At 37.6% G+C, this 16,787-nt stretch carries 19 protein-coding genes; 16 read left to right on the top strand and 3 right to left on the bottom strand.

Features of this window, described 5'->3' with window-relative positions:
- Positions 1-35 precede the first annotated feature (35 nt).
- The 12 genes from B096_RS0108650 to pflA all read left to right on the top strand — a co-directional run bounded on the left by B096_RS0108650 (position 36) and on the right by pflA (position 11,336).
- The gene (locus B096_RS0108650) at positions 36-437 is read left to right on the top strand and encodes a DUF1934 family protein (RefSeq protein WP_018580334.1); all 402 of its coding nucleotides are present in this window, start codon (positions 36-38) and stop codon (positions 435-437) included.
- A 3-nt stretch (positions 438-440) separates the two neighbouring features.
- Entirely contained in the window at positions 441-761 is a 321-nt protein-coding gene (rpoE, locus tag B096_RS0108645; protein WP_018580333.1) for a DNA-directed RNA polymerase subunit delta, read from the top strand.
- Between the two features lie 107 nt (positions 762-868).
- Positions 869-2,491: a CTP synthase gene (locus tag B096_RS0108640; RefSeq protein ID WP_018580332.1), complete on the top strand. Its 1,623-nt coding sequence runs from the start codon at positions 869-871 to the stop codon at positions 2,489-2,491.
- Between the two features lie 27 nt (positions 2,492-2,518).
- Complete coding sequence (gene fba / locus B096_RS0108635) at positions 2,519-3,385, top strand: class II fructose-1,6-bisphosphate aldolase (RefSeq protein WP_018580331.1); 867 nt, start codon at positions 2,519-2,521, stop codon at positions 3,383-3,385.
- Between the two features lie 206 nt (positions 3,386-3,591).
- The gene (locus B096_RS0108630) at positions 3,592-4,338 is read left to right on the top strand and encodes a formate/nitrite transporter family protein (protein ID WP_018580330.1); all 747 of its coding nucleotides are present in this window, start codon (positions 3,592-3,594) and stop codon (positions 4,336-4,338) included.
- A 280-nt stretch (positions 4,339-4,618) separates the two neighbouring features.
- Positions 4,619-5,482 (top strand): helix-turn-helix domain-containing protein, encoded by an 864-nt coding sequence (locus tag B096_RS09775; protein ID WP_208853748.1) that lies wholly within the window; start codon positions 4,619-4,621, stop codon positions 5,480-5,482.
- A 279-nt stretch (positions 5,483-5,761) separates the two neighbouring features.
- A complete protein-coding gene (locus B096_RS0108620; protein ID WP_018580328.1) occupies positions 5,762-6,892 on the top strand; it encodes a betaine/proline/choline family ABC transporter ATP-binding protein in 1,131 nt (376 codons plus the stop codon).
- Positions 6,885-7,526: an ABC transporter permease gene (locus B096_RS0108615; RefSeq protein ID WP_018580327.1), complete on the top strand. Its 642-nt coding sequence runs from the start codon at positions 6,885-6,887 to the stop codon at positions 7,524-7,526. The genes B096_RS0108620 and B096_RS0108615 overlap by 8 nt, the downstream gene beginning before the upstream one ends.
- Complete coding sequence (locus tag B096_RS0108610; RefSeq protein WP_026254174.1) at positions 7,516-8,121, top strand: ABC transporter permease; 606 nt, start codon at positions 7,516-7,518, stop codon at positions 8,119-8,121. Before B096_RS0108615 ends, B096_RS0108610 begins: the two co-directional genes overlap by 11 nt.
- Positions 8,118-9,011: a glycine betaine ABC transporter substrate-binding protein gene (locus tag B096_RS0108605; RefSeq protein ID WP_026254173.1), complete on the top strand. Its 894-nt coding sequence runs from the start codon at positions 8,118-8,120 to the stop codon at positions 9,009-9,011. The genes B096_RS0108610 and B096_RS0108605 overlap by 4 nt, the downstream gene beginning before the upstream one ends.
- Before the next feature lie 138 nt (positions 9,012-9,149).
- Positions 9,150-10,418 (top strand): UDP-N-acetylglucosamine 1-carboxyvinyltransferase, encoded by a 1,269-nt coding sequence (locus B096_RS0108600; protein ID WP_018580326.1) that lies wholly within the window; start codon positions 9,150-9,152, stop codon positions 10,416-10,418.
- Between the two features lie 177 nt (positions 10,419-10,595).
- Positions 10,596-11,336: a pyruvate formate-lyase-activating protein gene (gene pflA, locus B096_RS0108595; RefSeq protein ID WP_018580325.1), complete on the top strand. Its 741-nt coding sequence runs from the start codon at positions 10,596-10,598 to the stop codon at positions 11,334-11,336.
- A gap of 44 nt (positions 11,337-11,380) precedes the next feature.
- Here the strand turns inward: pflA and B096_RS0108590 are convergent, their stop codons facing one another.
- From B096_RS0108590 to B096_RS0108580, 3 genes are read right to left on the bottom strand one after another with little or no spacing between them, the layout of a single operon-like run.
- Positions 11,381-12,235, bottom strand: a complete 855-nt coding sequence (locus tag B096_RS0108590) for a hypothetical protein (RefSeq protein WP_018580324.1) — start codon at positions 12,233-12,235, stop codon at positions 11,381-11,383.
- Positions 12,236-12,781, bottom strand: a complete 546-nt coding sequence (locus B096_RS0108585) for a DUF1700 domain-containing protein (RefSeq protein ID WP_018580323.1) — start codon at positions 12,779-12,781, stop codon at positions 12,236-12,238.
- Positions 12,774-13,094 carry a PadR family transcriptional regulator gene (locus B096_RS0108580; RefSeq protein ID WP_018580322.1) on the bottom strand — a complete coding sequence of 107 codons (321 nt, stop codon included), beginning with the start codon at positions 13,092-13,094 and terminating at the stop codon, positions 12,774-12,776. The genes B096_RS0108585 and B096_RS0108580 overlap by 8 nt, the downstream gene beginning before the upstream one ends.
- Before the next feature lie 158 nt (positions 13,095-13,252).
- Here B096_RS0108580 and B096_RS0108575 point away from each other — a divergent pair, with 158 nt between their 5' ends.
- The 4 genes from B096_RS0108575 (at position 13,253) to B096_RS0108560 (ending at position 16,765) form a co-directional block, all read left to right on the top strand.
- Complete coding sequence (locus B096_RS0108575) at positions 13,253-14,020, top strand: threonine/serine exporter family protein (protein ID WP_018580321.1); 768 nt, start codon at positions 13,253-13,255, stop codon at positions 14,018-14,020.
- Positions 14,017-14,466, top strand: a complete 450-nt coding sequence (locus tag B096_RS0108570) for a threonine/serine exporter family protein (RefSeq protein ID WP_018580320.1) — start codon at positions 14,017-14,019, stop codon at positions 14,464-14,466. Before B096_RS0108575 ends, B096_RS0108570 begins: the two co-directional genes overlap by 4 nt.
- A gap of 30 nt (positions 14,467-14,496) precedes the next feature.
- The gene (locus B096_RS0108565) at positions 14,497-15,399 is read left to right on the top strand and encodes a DUF7916 family protein (RefSeq protein ID WP_018580319.1); all 903 of its coding nucleotides are present in this window, start codon (positions 14,497-14,499) and stop codon (positions 15,397-15,399) included.
- Between the two features lie 79 nt (positions 15,400-15,478).
- Entirely contained in the window at positions 15,479-16,765 is a 1,287-nt protein-coding gene (locus tag B096_RS0108560; protein ID WP_018580318.1) for an APC family permease, read from the top strand.
- The last annotated feature ends 22 nt before the right edge of the window (positions 16,766-16,787 follow it).

The following is a 16,787-nucleotide window of genomic DNA, read 5'->3' as shown; positions in this document are numbered from 1 at the left end:
GTTGACATTGGTGTCCAAAGCCATATAATACATAGGTGAAATACGTAAGGGGGATCTCCATCAAAACTAAAGTCACTATTAAGCAAAAGTCTCGTGATGAATCGTTTCATCGAACCGATAACCAAGCTGATCTCATAAACTATGGACCGTATCAACGCATAATGTATGACGAAGAAGATGCATACGTTATTCTTGATTTCACCAATGACGAAGTGTCGTTTAAGCGGCAGGGAGAATGGTTGACACAAGGACGTTTCTGTAAAGGCGAACGAACAGAGTTGCTCGTTTCGAATGAACAGGGTATCTTAGTGTTCGAGGTTGAAGTAGAAGCACTGGAAGTTAAAAGTGGTCTTCTTTATATGAGGTATCATTTGAAGCAGGCTGGGTCATTGATTGATACGCTTGAATTCGAATGTAGGTGGGAACCGGAGGTATAAAATATGTCATCAAAATCATTGAGTGATATTGCATATGAAAAATTAAAGAGAAAAAGAAAAGAAATTGTATTTAATAAACTATGGAAAGAAGTCGCCGAAGAAGTGAATTTCACTGAAGAAGTTTCAAAACGAAAAGTGGCATCATTCTACAATGCAATGATGATGGATTCACGCTTTATCTCATTAGAAGGAAATAAATGGGATTTACGCGAGCGTCATACTTTAGAAAGTTTACAAATCGACCCTGATTTATTAGACACATACGACGATTATGATGAAGATTTCGAAGAATTTGAGATTGTTCCGAGTATTGAGGAAGAATAATTGAAGTCTTTGGTTGAACTCATATATTAAGTTTGCTAAAATATAAAAGGGCAGCAGCTTCCAAATTTATTGGGAGCTTTTATTTTTGTAGTAGAAGGAGATTAGACATGACAACAAAGTATATATTTGTAACCGGAGGTGTTGTATCCGGAATTGGTAAAGGAATTATCGCTTCATCGATTGGGCGATTGCTCAAAAATCGCGGCATGAAAGTGTTCATGCAAAAGTTTGATCCATATATTAACGTAGACCCAGGAACAATGTCACCATACCAACATGGTGAGGTTTTCGTAACTAAAGATGGTGCCGAAACAGACTTAGACTTAGGTCACTATGAACGCTTCATTGATGAAGAGTTAACGAGAAATGCCAGCATTACTACAGGTCGTGTCTACTCAAGTGTTATTAATAAGGAACGTAAAGGTGCTTATTTAGGTGCCACAGTTCAAGTTATTCCACATATCACAGATGAAATTAAAAATAAAATCTATGATGCTGGAAAAGAATCGGGAGCCGATGTTGTTATCACTGAAATTGGTGGTACCGTAGGAGATATCGAATCGCTTCCTTTTTTAGAAGCAGTACGTCAAGTACATGCGGAAAACAAGACTGAGGATGTTGTGTTTGTTCATACTACACTCATTCCTAAAGTTCCTGCAAGTAACGAATTCAAAACAAAACCAACACAACATAGTTTTAAAGAACTCATGTCACACGGAATTAAAGCTAACATTATTGTTACCCGTTGTGATGAGCCTTTAACACAAGATATGAAGAATAAGATTGCGCTTTTCTGTGATGTTAATGACAATGCGATCATTGAATCCCGTAATGTGGAAAACTTATATGAACTTCCACTTTCATTCCAAGCGCAAGGACTTGATAATTATATTCTTCATAAATTTGGATTAGGTGATTTACCCGCAGCCGATATGACGGAATGGTCCGCAATGATTGACAGTGCAAAAAACCTACAACATAAAGTTAAAATTGGTCTTGTTGGGAAATATGTTCAATTGCACGATGCTTACTTGTCTGTAAGTGAAGCACTACTGCATGCAGGATATGCATGCAGTAGTGAAGTTGAAGTTGAATGGATCGACTCCGCTGAGATTACAGCCGAGAATGTTACAGAAACACTTAAAGGGTTAGATGGTATTCTTGTACCTGGAGGATTTGGATTGCGTGGCGTAGAAGGAAAAATCTTAGCTGCACAATATGCACGAGAAAACAATGTTCCATATTTTGGGATTTGTTTAGGAATGCAAGTTGCGATGATTGAATTTGGTCGCAATGTATGTGAATTAGAAGGTGCACATTCAACAGAACTTGTACCGGAAACCTTGTATCCTGTAATTGACCTTATGGAAGATCAATTACAACATACAGATCTTGGAGGCACATTGCGTTTAGGAAACTATCCTTGTCAACTTGATCATGAAGGAAAAGCTTATGATCTCTATAATCATGAAGATGTAATTTTTGAACGTCATCGTCATCGTTATGAATTTAATAATAAATATCGTGAGCAATTTGAACAGGCTGGAGTACGCTTTAGCGGCTTAAGTCCGGATGGACAATTAGTTGAAATTGTTGAGCTTAAGGACCATGATTATTTTGTGGCTTGTCAATATCATCCAGAGTTTAAGTCAAGACCAAACCGTTCGCATCCATTATTCTATGGATTTGTGAATGCGTCTTTGCAATTTGCGAAAAAAAGAGTAGAATAGATATATAAATAGGAGGAATTTATTATTATGGCATTAGTATCAGCTAAAGGCATTTTGGAAGCAGCACGTGACGGACACTACGCTGTACCAGCAATCAACATTAATAACTTAGAGTGGACAAAAGCAGTTCTTCTTCAGGCAGAAGAAATGAAATCACCTATCTTATTAGCAGTATCTGAAGGTGCTGGAAAATATATGACAGGTTACAAAACAATCGTAGGAATGGTTAACGGTATGTTAGAAGAACTTAATATTACAGTTCCTGTAGCATTACACTTAGACCACGGTAGTTTTGAAGGCGCTAAAGAATGCATCGAAGCAGGATTTACATCCGTTATGTATGATGGATCACACTTGCCATTCGACGAAAACTTAGCACAAACAAAAGCAATCGTTGAATTAGCACACTCAAAAGGTGTTTCAGTAGAAGCTGAAGTAGGTTCAATCGGTGGTGAAGAAGACGGAATCATCGGTACTGGTGAACTTGCAGATCCAGCAGAATGTAAAACAATCGCTGACACAGGAATTGATTTCCTAGCAGCTGGTATTGGTAACATTCACGGTAAATACCCAGAAAACTGGGCAGGTTTAAGCTTTGAAACTTTAGAAGCAATTAAAGCTGCTACAGGAAGCATTCCTTTAGTATTACACGGTGGATCAGGAATTCCTGAAGACCAAATCAAAAAAGCAATCGCATTAGGTGTTTCAAAAATTAACGTTAACACAGAATGTCAATTAGTATTTGCTGAAGCAACACGTAAATACATCGAATCAGGAAAAGATTTAGAAGGTAAAGGATTTGACCCTCGTAAACTCTTAGCTCCAGGTACAGATGCAATCCGTGCTACAGTTAAAGAAAAAATTGATATGATGGGTTCAGCTAACAAAGCTTAATTCAAATCACATCTAAAATTTAATAACCATCATCATAGCAATATGGTGATGGTTTTTTTGTGCAATCAGGACGGATATAAACAAAGTACTGACAATGCGAAACAATTTAAATTAATAATGCGTTAAGATTCACAAACTTTATCGATAGGCTCTTGAATTGCCACGCATCACAACGTAAGATTACATTTGGAACTTGGAGGAGACTTATGTATTCATTAGATGAAACTGTTGAACGTGTATCGGAATTAGGGGTTAAGAAGGTACATAAATCAATGAAGCAACGTTGTATTCTAGGATTTATTGCGGGGGCAATGATTTCGTTAGGATATCTTGCTTATATTAAAATCGTAGCGACCGTTGATGGTGGATTGGGGAATGTATTGGGAGCCAGTGTATTTCCAATTGGTTTGATTGTTATTTTACTTGCAGGTGGTGAGTTAATCACGGGTAATATGACGGTGGTTGGAACTTCTTATGCAAATCAAAAAGTTTCGCTCAAAGAACTTACCATAAACTGGAGCGTGATTACACTTGCGAACTTAGTAGGGGCCGTTTTTGTTGCGTTAATTCTCGGACGTGGAGAACTAAGTCACTATACTGAAACCGTGAATCGCTTAGCAATGGGTAAGGCGGCATATTCACCGATGGCAACTTTAATTTCTGGTATTGGTTGTAATTGGTTCGTTGGATTAGCGGTATGGTTGAATGTTGCCATTAAAGATGGTGCTGGAAAAATTCTAGGAATTTGGTTCCCGGTAATGGTTTTTGTATTACTCGGCTTCCAACATAGTGTGGCAAATATGTTCTTATTGACTGCTGGCATGCAAAATGGTGTGATTCAATTAACTGAATTCTTATCGAATATTTTATTTTCATATATAGGGAATATTATTGGTGGTGCTGTTTTAGTAGGGTATCTCTACACTCAGGCTTCATCATCAAAGAACCGTTAAATGCGGTTCTTTTTTTCTTTTCAAGGGGAGTTTGAGTAATTCAAGGAGCGCTTGCTTTAATTTGATATGCATAATCCGTATGATTAAAACAGAAGGAGGTACAACCTACGACATGAAATGCGCTATTCATGCACGAGAGCCGTTTCAAGAGCGGTAGGGCGGTATAATAATTCAATTAGAACATGGTTGTGGGGATTTCCTATACTCCACACACAATGCGTTTAATAAACGCTCAGCGAGTCTATTCGAACTAAAAAGGAGACAAAGTATGGAATTTGACATGATTAAATTAGGAAAATGCATTGCTTCACAACGGAAAGAGATGAATGAAACACAAAGTCAGTTAGCTGAACGCATGGGTGTCAGTCACCAAGCGATTTCTTCGTGGGAGAATGGGCTAACATCTCCAGATATTAGCAAGTTGATTGATTTATCTCATATTTTCAATATTTCGATTGATACGTTAATGGGCAATGAGAAAATCGCTAAAGCGGTTGGGAAAATTAAACAAGAAGAAGTGCTTAATGCTGATGAACTTGTAAGTATTGCCCCCATTATGAAACCTGAAGATTTAAAAAAAGCAATGGACGGGATGCTTAATCATGATTTCGATTTTGAAATGATGTTGGAGCTGATTGTATTTCTTGATGATGAACATATTGATCAGTGGATGAAGGATAATCTCGATAAACTTGACGCTAAGCAAATAATTGCGCTTGCCCCATTTTTGAGTGATACTTCGTTAAGAGATATTGTATCGAACTGTGATATTGATAACCACAACGAACTTATCGGAATTGCACCATTTCTTGAAAAGGATGCAATGATGTTATTGGCAGCAAAACTTGCTGATAAAAACCCGAGTGAACTCATTGCGTTAGCGCCATTCTTAGACGAAGAAGGCTTAGCTATGATTGTGGATAAATTGGAAGATATAAGTGATTTAATTGGTTATTGCCCATTTCTATCAGAAGCGAAGTTGGATGAGATTGTGGATAAGTTCTTGGGTAACTCCGCAAACAACCCTGATAACTTTGTTGGGATGGCCCCTTTTTTGGCTGAAAAAACTATTAAAAAAATTATTTCACACTATGAAAAAGAAGGTCGAAGTAATGAAATGATGGCCCTTAGAATATTTGTATAAGAATCCCAAGAGGGGTTCTTTTCTTTTGGTGGCGTTCCGTAAGTTCAGCCTTAAAATATATTAATACTTGTATGAATTTTTAGAGAAGAGCCCTCTTTGAAAGCGGTGGTCATTTGTTTAGGAACATAATTTGCGTTATAATAGTTCTATTGTTATGAAATTTTTTCATAATAGACTCTTAATTAAGTTGTGCTTAAATCAACATTCTGAATGAATTTTAAGGGAAATGTCGTGTACATTTTTTTTTATGCGGCAGAAATTTATATAGGAGGAAAATTTATGATTGAATATAGAAATGTAAAGAAAGTTTACAATGATAAAGTTGTTATTGAAAACTTAAATTTAACAATTAATCAAGGAGAATTTGTCTGTCTTATTGGACCATCTGGCTGTGGTAAAACAACAACACTGAAGATGTTGAATCGGATTATTAAACATGATGGTGGAGAAATATTCATTAAAGGACAAAAAATCGATGATATGAACGTCATCGATTTACGTCGTAATATTGGCTATGTTATCCAACAAATCGGACTATTCCCCAACATGACCCTCGCAGATAATATTGCGGTGGTACCCCGTTTATTGAAATGGGATGAAAAACGTATTGATGAACGTGTGCGCGAATTAATGCCTTTAGTAGGGATGCCATACGATACCTATGCAAATCGTTATCCTTCTGAATTAAGTGGTGGGCAACAACAACGTATCGGTGTTTTGCGGGCTTTAGCTGCAAATCCACCCGTTATTTTAATGGATGAGCCTTTCGGTGCATTGGATCCTGTAACCCGTGATGCTTTGCAAGATGAAGTTAAATCAATTCAAGAAAAACTTGGGATTACAATTGTTTTCGTAACCCACGATATGGATGAAGCAATTAAAATGGCGGATACAATTGTCTTTATGGAAAATGGGAAGATTGTACAGAAAGCAACACCGGAAGAAATGTTACGTCATCCAGCAACGCAACAAGTTAAGAAATTTATGGGGAAACAAATGCATGACAATGGTTCATCGGTGGACTTAACCTGCGGTGATCTTATGAAACCTAATGTCTTTAAAGTATTTGATCGAAGACCGATTCTTGAATGTCTTGGTCTTATGAGAACTCGGGATTTAAACAGCGTTGTCGTTATTGATCAACATAAAAAGTATTTGGGTGTAGCGTGGATCGATGAATTGATTTCAAAACGTGATGATTATCAACGTGTTGCCGAGGTTGTGGAAAAGAGTGTTCCTGCCTTTAATCAAAATGATGACGCTCAACAAGCTATTGGTGAGATTACAGAAAATAAACGAGATTATGTTATCGTCATTAATGATGATCGTGAAGTGGTGGGTATCATTACGCGCGGATCTATTGCACGCAGTCTAACAAACGTTGTTTGGGGTGGTGATAGTAATGAGTAAAGAAATTATCCCCGAACTTCTCAGAGCGATTTTAACGCATATTAAATTTGTGGTTGTAGCGGTTACGCTGGGATCAATCATTGCGATTATATTGGCTTCAATTTTATCGCGCTTCAAAAAAATATCGAAATATATCATGCCGATAATTGGGTTGTTTCAAACCATACCCGGTATTGTGTTTATTGGGGTATTGTTTGTTTATACGGGGATGCGCCCCAAAACGATCTACATTGCACTCACGGCTTATGCAATTTTCCCGGTATTGAAGAATACCTACGCAGGAATTTTAGATGTTGATCAAAGCTTGGTAGAAGCCGCACGAGGTATTGGAATGACGCAGTGGCAATCATTAATTAAGGTTGAATTGCCGATGGCTGTTCCATCAATCTTTGCGGGTATTCGAATGTCCACGGTGTATACCGTAAGTTGGGCGGTTCTCGCAGCGATGATTGGTCAAGGTGGATTGGGTGTCTTTATTTATCGTGGGATTGATACGAACGTACAAGAAACGATATTAATTGGGGCCATTCCTTCCGCAATTCTTGCTATCCTGATGGGTTACTTTGTAGACTATCTTCAAACCAAATTCATCCCCAAAGGGCTAAAAACAGGAGGTGCACACAATGACCGTTAATATGATTTTAGAGCATATATTTCTGGTTTTGGTATCTGCATTTTTCTTACTCATCATTGGCTTGATTGTGGGAATGATTGCTTACGTTTATCCAAAATTTAAAAAACCCATCCTGCTTGTTGTGGATATCTTGCAAACGATTCCAACGCTTGCAATGTTAGGAATCCTAATGGCCTTTTTCGGACCTACTAAAAAAACAGTAATTATCGGACTGGTACTTTATTCCTTATTACCGGTTGTTTTGAATACTGTCACTGGGTTAGAAAGTGTTGATCCTGGGATTCGAGAAGCCGCTAAGGGAATGGGAATGACGAAAATTCAACGTCTTTTCAAAGTAGAATTACCAATTGCGTTCCCCTTTATTTTCTCAGGAATGCGGATTGCGGTGGTGACTTCAGTAGGAGTTGCAGTCTTTGGTTCACTCGTTGGTGGAGGTGGACTCGGGTCGATTTTATATCGTGGCGTCCGCACACAGAATATGAAACTGATTGGTTATGGGACATTGGCCTTAATTTTGATATCCCTAGCGATTGATACATCAATGGGATATTATGAAAAACGTCTTGTTGCGAAACAAGGAGGTAAAACCGAATGAAAAAGAAACTCTTAATATGTCTGGTTTCACTTCTGGTACTGAGTGGTTGTGGAAGCCGACAAGAAGGCGATCTTGTCATCATTGATGGCGATATTGCGGAAATGAATGTTGCGACCTATATGGCAAAGATTATGATTGAGGAATATACAGATTATCATGTGTATATTCAACCTTCGATGGCTTATAATTTAGCCTTTGACCAAATTAAAAGCGGAGCTATGGATATGACATTAAGTTGGGACGGAACCGTTCTAACAACATTTTTAAAACAAGATCCAAAGGATATTCCTGAAAATCAAACACTTTTTGATTACACTAATGCCTTAGCACAAGAAAAGGCACATGTAAAATTATTAAAACCTTTAGGTTCTGAGAACTCGTATGTCGTAGCAGTAAATGATTCACTAGCCGAAGCATATAATCTTAAAACGATTTCTGATTTAAAACCGATTGCTAAAGATCTCGTTTTCGCTGCTGAACATTCATTTTTTGATGATAATGGATCAGTTCGCTATAAACCACTGACAGCCTTTTATGGACTGGATTTTAAAGAAGCAAACTCAATCGATATTGGTCTGAAACTTGCTGGTTTGGACAGTGACAATATGGATGTAACCTTGGTAACAAGTGCCGATGGAATGGTTAACCGTTATCCTGTTACAATGCTTGAAGATGATGCGTCTTTCTTTCCGCGTTACCAATCGGCATTTATGGTGCGCGATGATTTAGAACGTGATTTCCCTGGTGTTGAAGCAGTCCTCGAAAAACTTTCGGACATGATTACAACAGATGAATCCCGTCAGCTTAACTACTTGGTTGATGTGGAAGTCAAGAATCCGGAAAAAGTAGCAAGAGACTTTTTAATTCAAAAAAAATTGATTCAAGATTAGTTATTTTACGTATAAATACCTATTTACCATAATGCATGATATTTCAAACGATTATGAATATCAAATGAGAGATGGTGGATAGGTATATTTTCTATTCGTTATCGGTTATAATATCAATGGACAAAAGGAGTTGTTTGAATGGCAAAAGTTATAAAAATTGAAGGTGGACATCGATTAAACGGCAAGGTAAGAATTAGTGGAGCAAAAAATGCTACTGTAGCATTGATTCCTGCAGCCATTCTCGCATCTGATAGTGAAGTTAATATTTATGGCGTTCCGAATATTTCGGACGTGGAATCTTTATCAGTTTTATTAAGAGAACTTAATGTAAATGTATCATCACCAACCCCTGATCACTTCCAAATTGATACGACAGGTATGAAAAATGTGGATTTAGATCATGAAGCAGTTACAAAATTACGTGCGTCCTATTATTTTATGGGAGCACTATTAGGAAAATATAAGTATGTGAAAATGCAAATGCCAGGTGGTTGTTATCTAGGACCGCGACCATTTGATTTACATTTAAAAGGATTTGAAGCACTGGGAGCTTCAATTGAGTACAAACATGGATTTTATGAGATTTCTGCAGAACGTCTCATTGGTGCGAAGATTTATCTTGATTTTCAATCTGTAGGTGCGACCATTAATATTATGCTTGCAGCTGTCTTAGCTGAAGGTAAGACGGTTATTGAAAATGCCGCAAAAGAACCTGAAATTATTGATGTTGCGAACTTCTTAAATAAGATGGGTGCAAACATCCGTGGTGCGGGAACGAATGTAATTACCATCGAAGGGGTTGAACGTTTAACCGGAAAACCACATGAGATGATTCCTGATCGAATTGAAGCGGGAACCTATATTATTATGGCTGCAGCAGCGGCAGATGATATGACTGTGGAAAACATTATTCCACAACATTTAGATGCTTTAATTTCAAAACTTATTGAAATGGGTGTCGATATTGAAGTGGGTGTGGATTATGCACGTATTCGTAAAGCAACCAAACCACTTGAAGCAATCGATATTACAACGCAAACCTATCCGGGATTTGCAACCGATCTTCAACAGCCGTTGACTGCGTTACTTACACAAACACATGGACAATCATCCATTAAAGAGACCATTTACGCAGAACGATTTAAACATTGTAATGAATTAAACCGAATGGGTGCAACCATTCAACTTGTACCTTCGCAAGCTTCTATTGATGGACCTTCAAAATTGTACGGTTCTAAAGTCGAAGCAACAGATTTACGTTGTGGAGCATGTCTTGTGATTGCAGGACTTATCGCCGAGGGCGTAACTGAAATTAGTGAAATATATCATATTGATCGAGGTTATGACGATATTGACAACAAACTAACATCGCTTGGTGGTGTTATTTGGCGTGAAGAAAAAGAGTAATAACGATTATCAATCTTTGTGAAAAGAAAACGTTTGTATACTAAGTACAAACGTTTTTTTGTGAAATACGTGAATTTGTAAACATTATTATTTCAGTAAACGCTTACACCCCGAGCCTTAATCACGTACATTTTTTGATATATGATACACTTGTATTACTTAAAAGGAGATGTGACCATGAAAGACTCAAGAACAGGTTATGTTCGTAAATTTGAAACAATGGGGATGGTTGATGGACCAGGAATTCGTACAATTGCCTTCTTATCAGGCTGTCCTTTACGTTGTTTATTTTGCCATAATCCCGATATGTGGAAAACCGATCCAGAAGATGCCATTACTGTTGATGAATTAATGGATAAACTCCGTCGTTTTAAACCTTATTTCGGTGACGATGGTGGTGTTACCTTCTGTGGAGGGGAACCTCTGAATCAACCAGAATTCTTATATGAAGCGATGAAAGCATGTAAGGCGGAAGGTATCAGTACCTGTTTAGATACATCTGGATTTGGACGTCCGGATACGTTTGATGATATCTTAAGTGTTACGGACACAATTCTCTATGATATTAAAGGCCTTGAAGAAAAAAAATACCGTGAAATGACAAGTGCACCTATTCGCGTAACACACCAATTCCTTGAAAAAGCACAAGAACATGGTGTTGATACTTGGGTTCGTGTGGTTATTGTTCCAGGATTCCATGATACGTATGAGTACATGGATGAGCTTGCGGAGTATATTGCACCCTTAAATAATATTGAGCGCATTGAGTTACTTCCTTACCATACGATGGGTGTTAATAAATATGAACTTATCGATAAAGAATATCCGCTTGATGGTGTTCCACCGATGAACCGCGATGTTTGTACAGAATTGCAAACATATTTAAGAAATAAAGTTGATGCATTACGAAATAAATAATAGAAAAAAGACTGAAGCACGCATAAGCGAACTTCAGTCTTTTTTTATTTGACAATGAGAGTATTGTTTAAACCATTTGAATTATAGGTTATGGTGTACCCTTTCGTTCCATGATTGAAATGATGCTGAAGCGTACCGAATGAAGACTGCTTTTGACCATCATTGACATTCGAGTATGAATTACTCATACCGTCCATTTCAATACTGTAAGAACCGGAATCACCATGCGGAAATTCAGTGTGTGTAGACATCGCGTCAGCTTGGATTTCAAGATTTCCGCATACAGAGTTAATGATTGCGGAAGTATTTAGTCCATCAAGATTAATCATTCCAGCACTGTTATTGAGTGCGATTTGAGCATTCATGCTATCTAAATCAAAATAGGCATTCAGATTATTGACGGTAATCTGCGAATCCAGTCCATCAATTGAAAAACGAGTCTCTACTTTTTGTCCTAAGCCATCAACGAGAATTTTGGATTTTATAGAATCAATGTGGATATTACCATTAAATGATTTTGGAATTTCAAGAATGAGGGAATCAAAATTTCTCAAGTCACAGTTTCCAAAGTTACAGTTATCAGGAATGGTTTGGATTTCAAGAACACTGTTTTTAACCTTAGCACGATATTGTTCTAAATTGCCAAATGCAGTGATACTATAAGTTTCATTTTCAACGTATTTTACTTCGATGAGATTAATATTAGCTGTTTCAATCTTGATTTCTATAATGGGTTCATCAAAGACATTCGCGACCTCTTCAAAATTAGTTTGTATTTCGATGGGGTTATTGTCGTTGTTGATAAGTGTTTTTATGGAGGTTCCCACTGTCAGACTTAGACATAACAAACCTACGAAAATTAGAGTAAGTGGAATCCATATTTTTTTAGATTTTTTCATTTACTGGTTTCCTCCGAAATCAAATGTCAGAAAACGTATCACAAGCTTTGTGAGGGCTTTAAATCCATAAATTGAAAGCCATGCTGTTCCTAATCCAAGTAGGAAAAGACCAAGAGCAATGAGTGCAAGCATTCCAAATGAGGTAACCGCAACAATTGGAAGAATTCCACCTAATAATACGGGAATCGCACAAATCATCATCGCAACTCCAGCGATGAAGAAACCAATTAAAACACCATATACCCCTAGAATAGGTCCGATCAGAAGGATTATGAGGAATATTTTAATAATTAGGGTTAACACTGTATTTGAGGAACGTTGTCTTGGCTCTTGGTAAGGGGGTTCTTCATAGATACGTCCCCCAGTATATTGCTTTGCCATCTCGATGGGATCACCAAGTGTATGACAAATTTCTTCTTCGGATTTTCCTTCATCAAGAGCAAATTCAAAATGCTCATGAACATCATTGATGATATCATCAATCTCATTTTGGGGTAATATTTGTAAGTTTTTTCTTAGCAGGTATAAGTATTCGTTTTTAGTCATGGTTTTCTCCTCCCAGTAGGTCGTTAACGTGTCCAATAAATACGAACCATTCATCGATTCGTATTTTTGAATATGTTTTACCGCGCTCGGTTAATTGGTAATATTTTCGCGAAGGGCCTTGTGTTGATTCTACAAGTTTCGTGGAGACATAACCATCATCTTTAAGTCTTTTTAAAAGTGGATAAATGGTGCCTTCAGTAATCTCGATGGTCTCTGAAATTTTACTGATAAGTTCGTAACCATAGTATTCTTTTTGTGAAAGGAGTGATAGAACACAAAGTTCTAAAACGCCTTTTTTAAATTGAGTGTTCATAACCTCACCTCGTTAATACAATATATCACACAGTACCTTACAATACAAGGTACTGTTTTGTAATTTATTTCTCACTTTTGTGTGAACAAGAAATAAACCTTTAACCAGCTAATGTTTAAGGTATAATAAAGTTAGTTTAAGAAGTGGGGATTGATCCAATGGAAAAAACAGAATATGAAGTTTTATTAGATGCTTGTATCTTAGCTGGAAAGCTTATGATGGAAAATGGTGCTGAGATGCATCGAGTTGAAGACACAATGAACCGTATTTTGGAATCAAAGCAGGGTGAAGGTGCCGGTGTAAGTTTTGTATTACCCACAGGAATTTTTGTGACGACTTCCGATGGTGAACAGATTAAAATGAAGCGCATTCAAAAACGCCGTAGCAATTTAGCGAAATTAGCGGATGTTAATCAATTATCTCGCATGTTTAGTGCCAATGACATTGATGTGTACGAACTGTACGCTAATTTAAAAGAAATCAATAGCGATGCGATGCAATATCCCGTATGGATGAAGTATGTTTCAGCAGCATTTGTGAGTGCTTTTATGATGTTGATTTTTGAAGGGTCAATCCTTGATTTCCCAATAACAATGATTTTAGGTACCATAGGATTCGGGATTCATTATTATTCGTCTAAGAAACTCAATGTGAAATTTATTGCGGAATTTATCGCTTCATTTTGTATTGGTGTGCTTACCATCTGTTTGCAACGTAACGGCTTAATTGTTGATTTTGAGACGGTCATTATTGGAAGTATTATGCTCATGGTTCCGGGCATTCCAATTATGAATTCCATTCGTGACTTTCTTGTAGGAAATACGATATCAGGCACCGTATTTATGGTTGAAGCGCTGTTTATTGCAATTATGATTGGATCAGGAATTATGGCCTCACTTCAAGTGATGACGGGGGTATTCGTATGATGATCCTGAAACAACTATTGAGCGCCTTTGCAGCAGCATTTGGATTTGGAATCATTATCGATGTACCGAAACGTGCGTTATTGGGTTGTGGAATAACGGGGATGATGGGTTGGATTGTAAATTGGAGTTTAGTTCAACGTGGCTTTGATGCTACATTGGCAATTTTCATAGGATCGTCCGTTGTTTCGGTGTTATCTATGCGGTTTGCGAAACGGTTGAAAATGCCTACAACAGTATTTAACATTCCTGCAATCTTTACACTTGTACCGGGAATCATGGCATACCAAACCGTTAAATCGTTTATTGGCGGTGACTATATCATGGGTGTAGAATTGCTTGTTCGTACCTTTACATTGTCGGTTACAATTGCGATTGCGATTGTGATGACTGAAGTAGTATATCGACTTATTGCTCGTTTGATTCATCGTAATATGGGATTTAAATAACTATTATCATAGAAAAGAGGAGGTATTTTCATGAGTAAAAGAATATTAGATTGTAATGCAAGTGATTTTACAGATATGAAGGCTCAAGAATTAAAAATGGCTATTAAAGCGGCTGAAGGTCGCACCATTTGTTCCGAGAATGTTGTGCGTGGAACGGTTCAATCTGGTATTACGAATGCCGAAGCAGCCAGAGCATTTGGTGCTGATTTGATTTTGCTTAATGGATTTGATTCATTCAATCCCTTTATTGCGGGAATGGATGATATTGATGGACCGAATATAATTCATCGTCTCAAAGAATTGGTAGGTCGTCCCGTCGGTGTCAATCTTGAACCTGTAGATATGAGTGCGGACATGTTAGAATCTCAACATGTAATCGCAAAAGGTCGGATGTGTTCGAAAGAAACGCTAAGTGCTGCGGAAGATTTTGGCTTTAACTTTATTTGTCTCACTGGGAATCCTGGAACGGGAGTTACAAATAAAGAAATATTAAGTTCAATCAAACGTGCTCGAAAATATTTTAGTGGAATGATCATCGCAGGTAAAATGCATGGTGCGGGAGTTAATGAGCCGGTTGTACCGGATGAAGAGGTACTAAAAGCCTTTATTAATGCTGGCGCTGATGTGATTTTAATGCCGGCAGTAGGTACGATACCAGGATTTACCGAAGCGGATCTGACCTCTGCGATTAAGACTGTTCATAGTCTGAGTGGATTGGTGATGACAGCAATTGGAACAAGCCAAGAGGGGTCAAGTAAAGCTGTTATTGAGCAGATTGCCCTTCGTAATAAAATTGCCGGTGCTGATATTCAACATATCGGTGATGCGGGGTATGGTGGACTTGCGCTTGTGGAAAATATTTTTACAATGTCAGTAGCAATTCGCGGGATTCGTCATACAACAACCATGATGGCTCGCTCTATTAATCGATAAAAAATAAAAAAAAATACCCATTTAAGCTGAATTCGTTTATTATAAGTATAATTTATCTTTTTCAGTTAGGATGGTGGGTATGAAAAAAAAACTAGGGTTTTTAAGCATTGTATTACTTGGAATTAATGCAATTATCGGATCTGGTATCTTTTTGTTACCAAACAAAGCGATGGCCCTTACAGGAACTGCAAGTTTAGGGGTTATTATCTTTAATATGATTGTAGTGATGAGTATTGCCTTATGTTTTGCGGAAGCGGCGACTTATTTTAAGAAAAATGGTGGTCCCTATGTTTATGCAAAAGAGGCTTTTGGTGAGTTTATCGGATTTGAAGTAGGATTTATTAAATGGGCGATTTGTATTATCGCTTGGGCGACGATGGCGGTTGCTTTTGCAACCGCACTTGGACAAATTATACCGGCAGCGCAAGATCCTCAAATACAGAACCTAATTGTTGTAGCTGTGCTAGCTGGATTGGGAATCGTCAATATTATTGGTGTGAATCTTTCTAAAATTTTGAATAATGTTGTCACTGTATCGAAATTAGTTCCCTTAACGTTATTTATTGCAATTGGTATTTTCTTTATTAAGCCTGAAAATTTCAACCCGCTATTTCCTGGTGGTACTTATACACCGGGAACATTTGGAGCAACGGCACTCTTGTTGTTCTATGCATTTACCGGGTTTGAAAATATTGCGGTTGCCGCAGAAGATATGGAAAATCCTCAACGTGATCTTCCTAAAGCGACCATTATCGTTATGATTATCATTTCGTGTTTTTATTTCTTAATTCAGTTGGTTTCAATTGGAATTCTAGGACCAAAGCTAGCTCATATTCCTGCACCGATTCAAACCGCGATGGGAATGATTATGGGGCCATTTGGTTCCGCGTTAGTTGCGGCAGGAACGTTAATCTCAATTGGTGGAATTAATATAGCTAATTCTTTTGTAACGCCACGTTGTGGTGTTGCACTCGCAGATGATGGTTTGCTTCCTTCGATAGTAAGTAAACGAAGCAAACGTAATACGCCAACGGTTGCAATCTTGATCTCGGTTGGAATTGCCATTCCGATTGCGCTGTCGGGTAGTTTCGAAAAGCTGGCTGCTATCAGTGTTGTTTCTCGGTTTGCACAGTACATTCCAACATGTCTATCCGTGCTTGTATTCCGTAAGCGAAATCAACCCACTGAATTTGATTTTAAAATTCCTTTTGGACCCGTAATTCCAATCTTTGCTATTGGAATTAGTCTATGGTTATTATCGCAAGCAACCAAGGAGCAATTATTGTGGGGATTAGGTGGTTTACTGTGTGCAGTACCATTCTATTTTATAATGAAGCGAAAACAAACAAAAACAGAGCTTAAATAAGTTCTGTTTTTTTATTTGTGGT

Source organism: Erysipelothrix tonsillarum DSM 14972 (assembly GCF_000373785.1).
Lineage (GTDB): Bacteria > Bacillota_I > Bacilli_A > Erysipelotrichales > Erysipelotrichaceae > Erysipelothrix > Erysipelothrix tonsillarum.
Note: the sequence above shows the minus strand (reverse complement) of the source record. Positions and strands in the feature narration are given on the sequence as shown.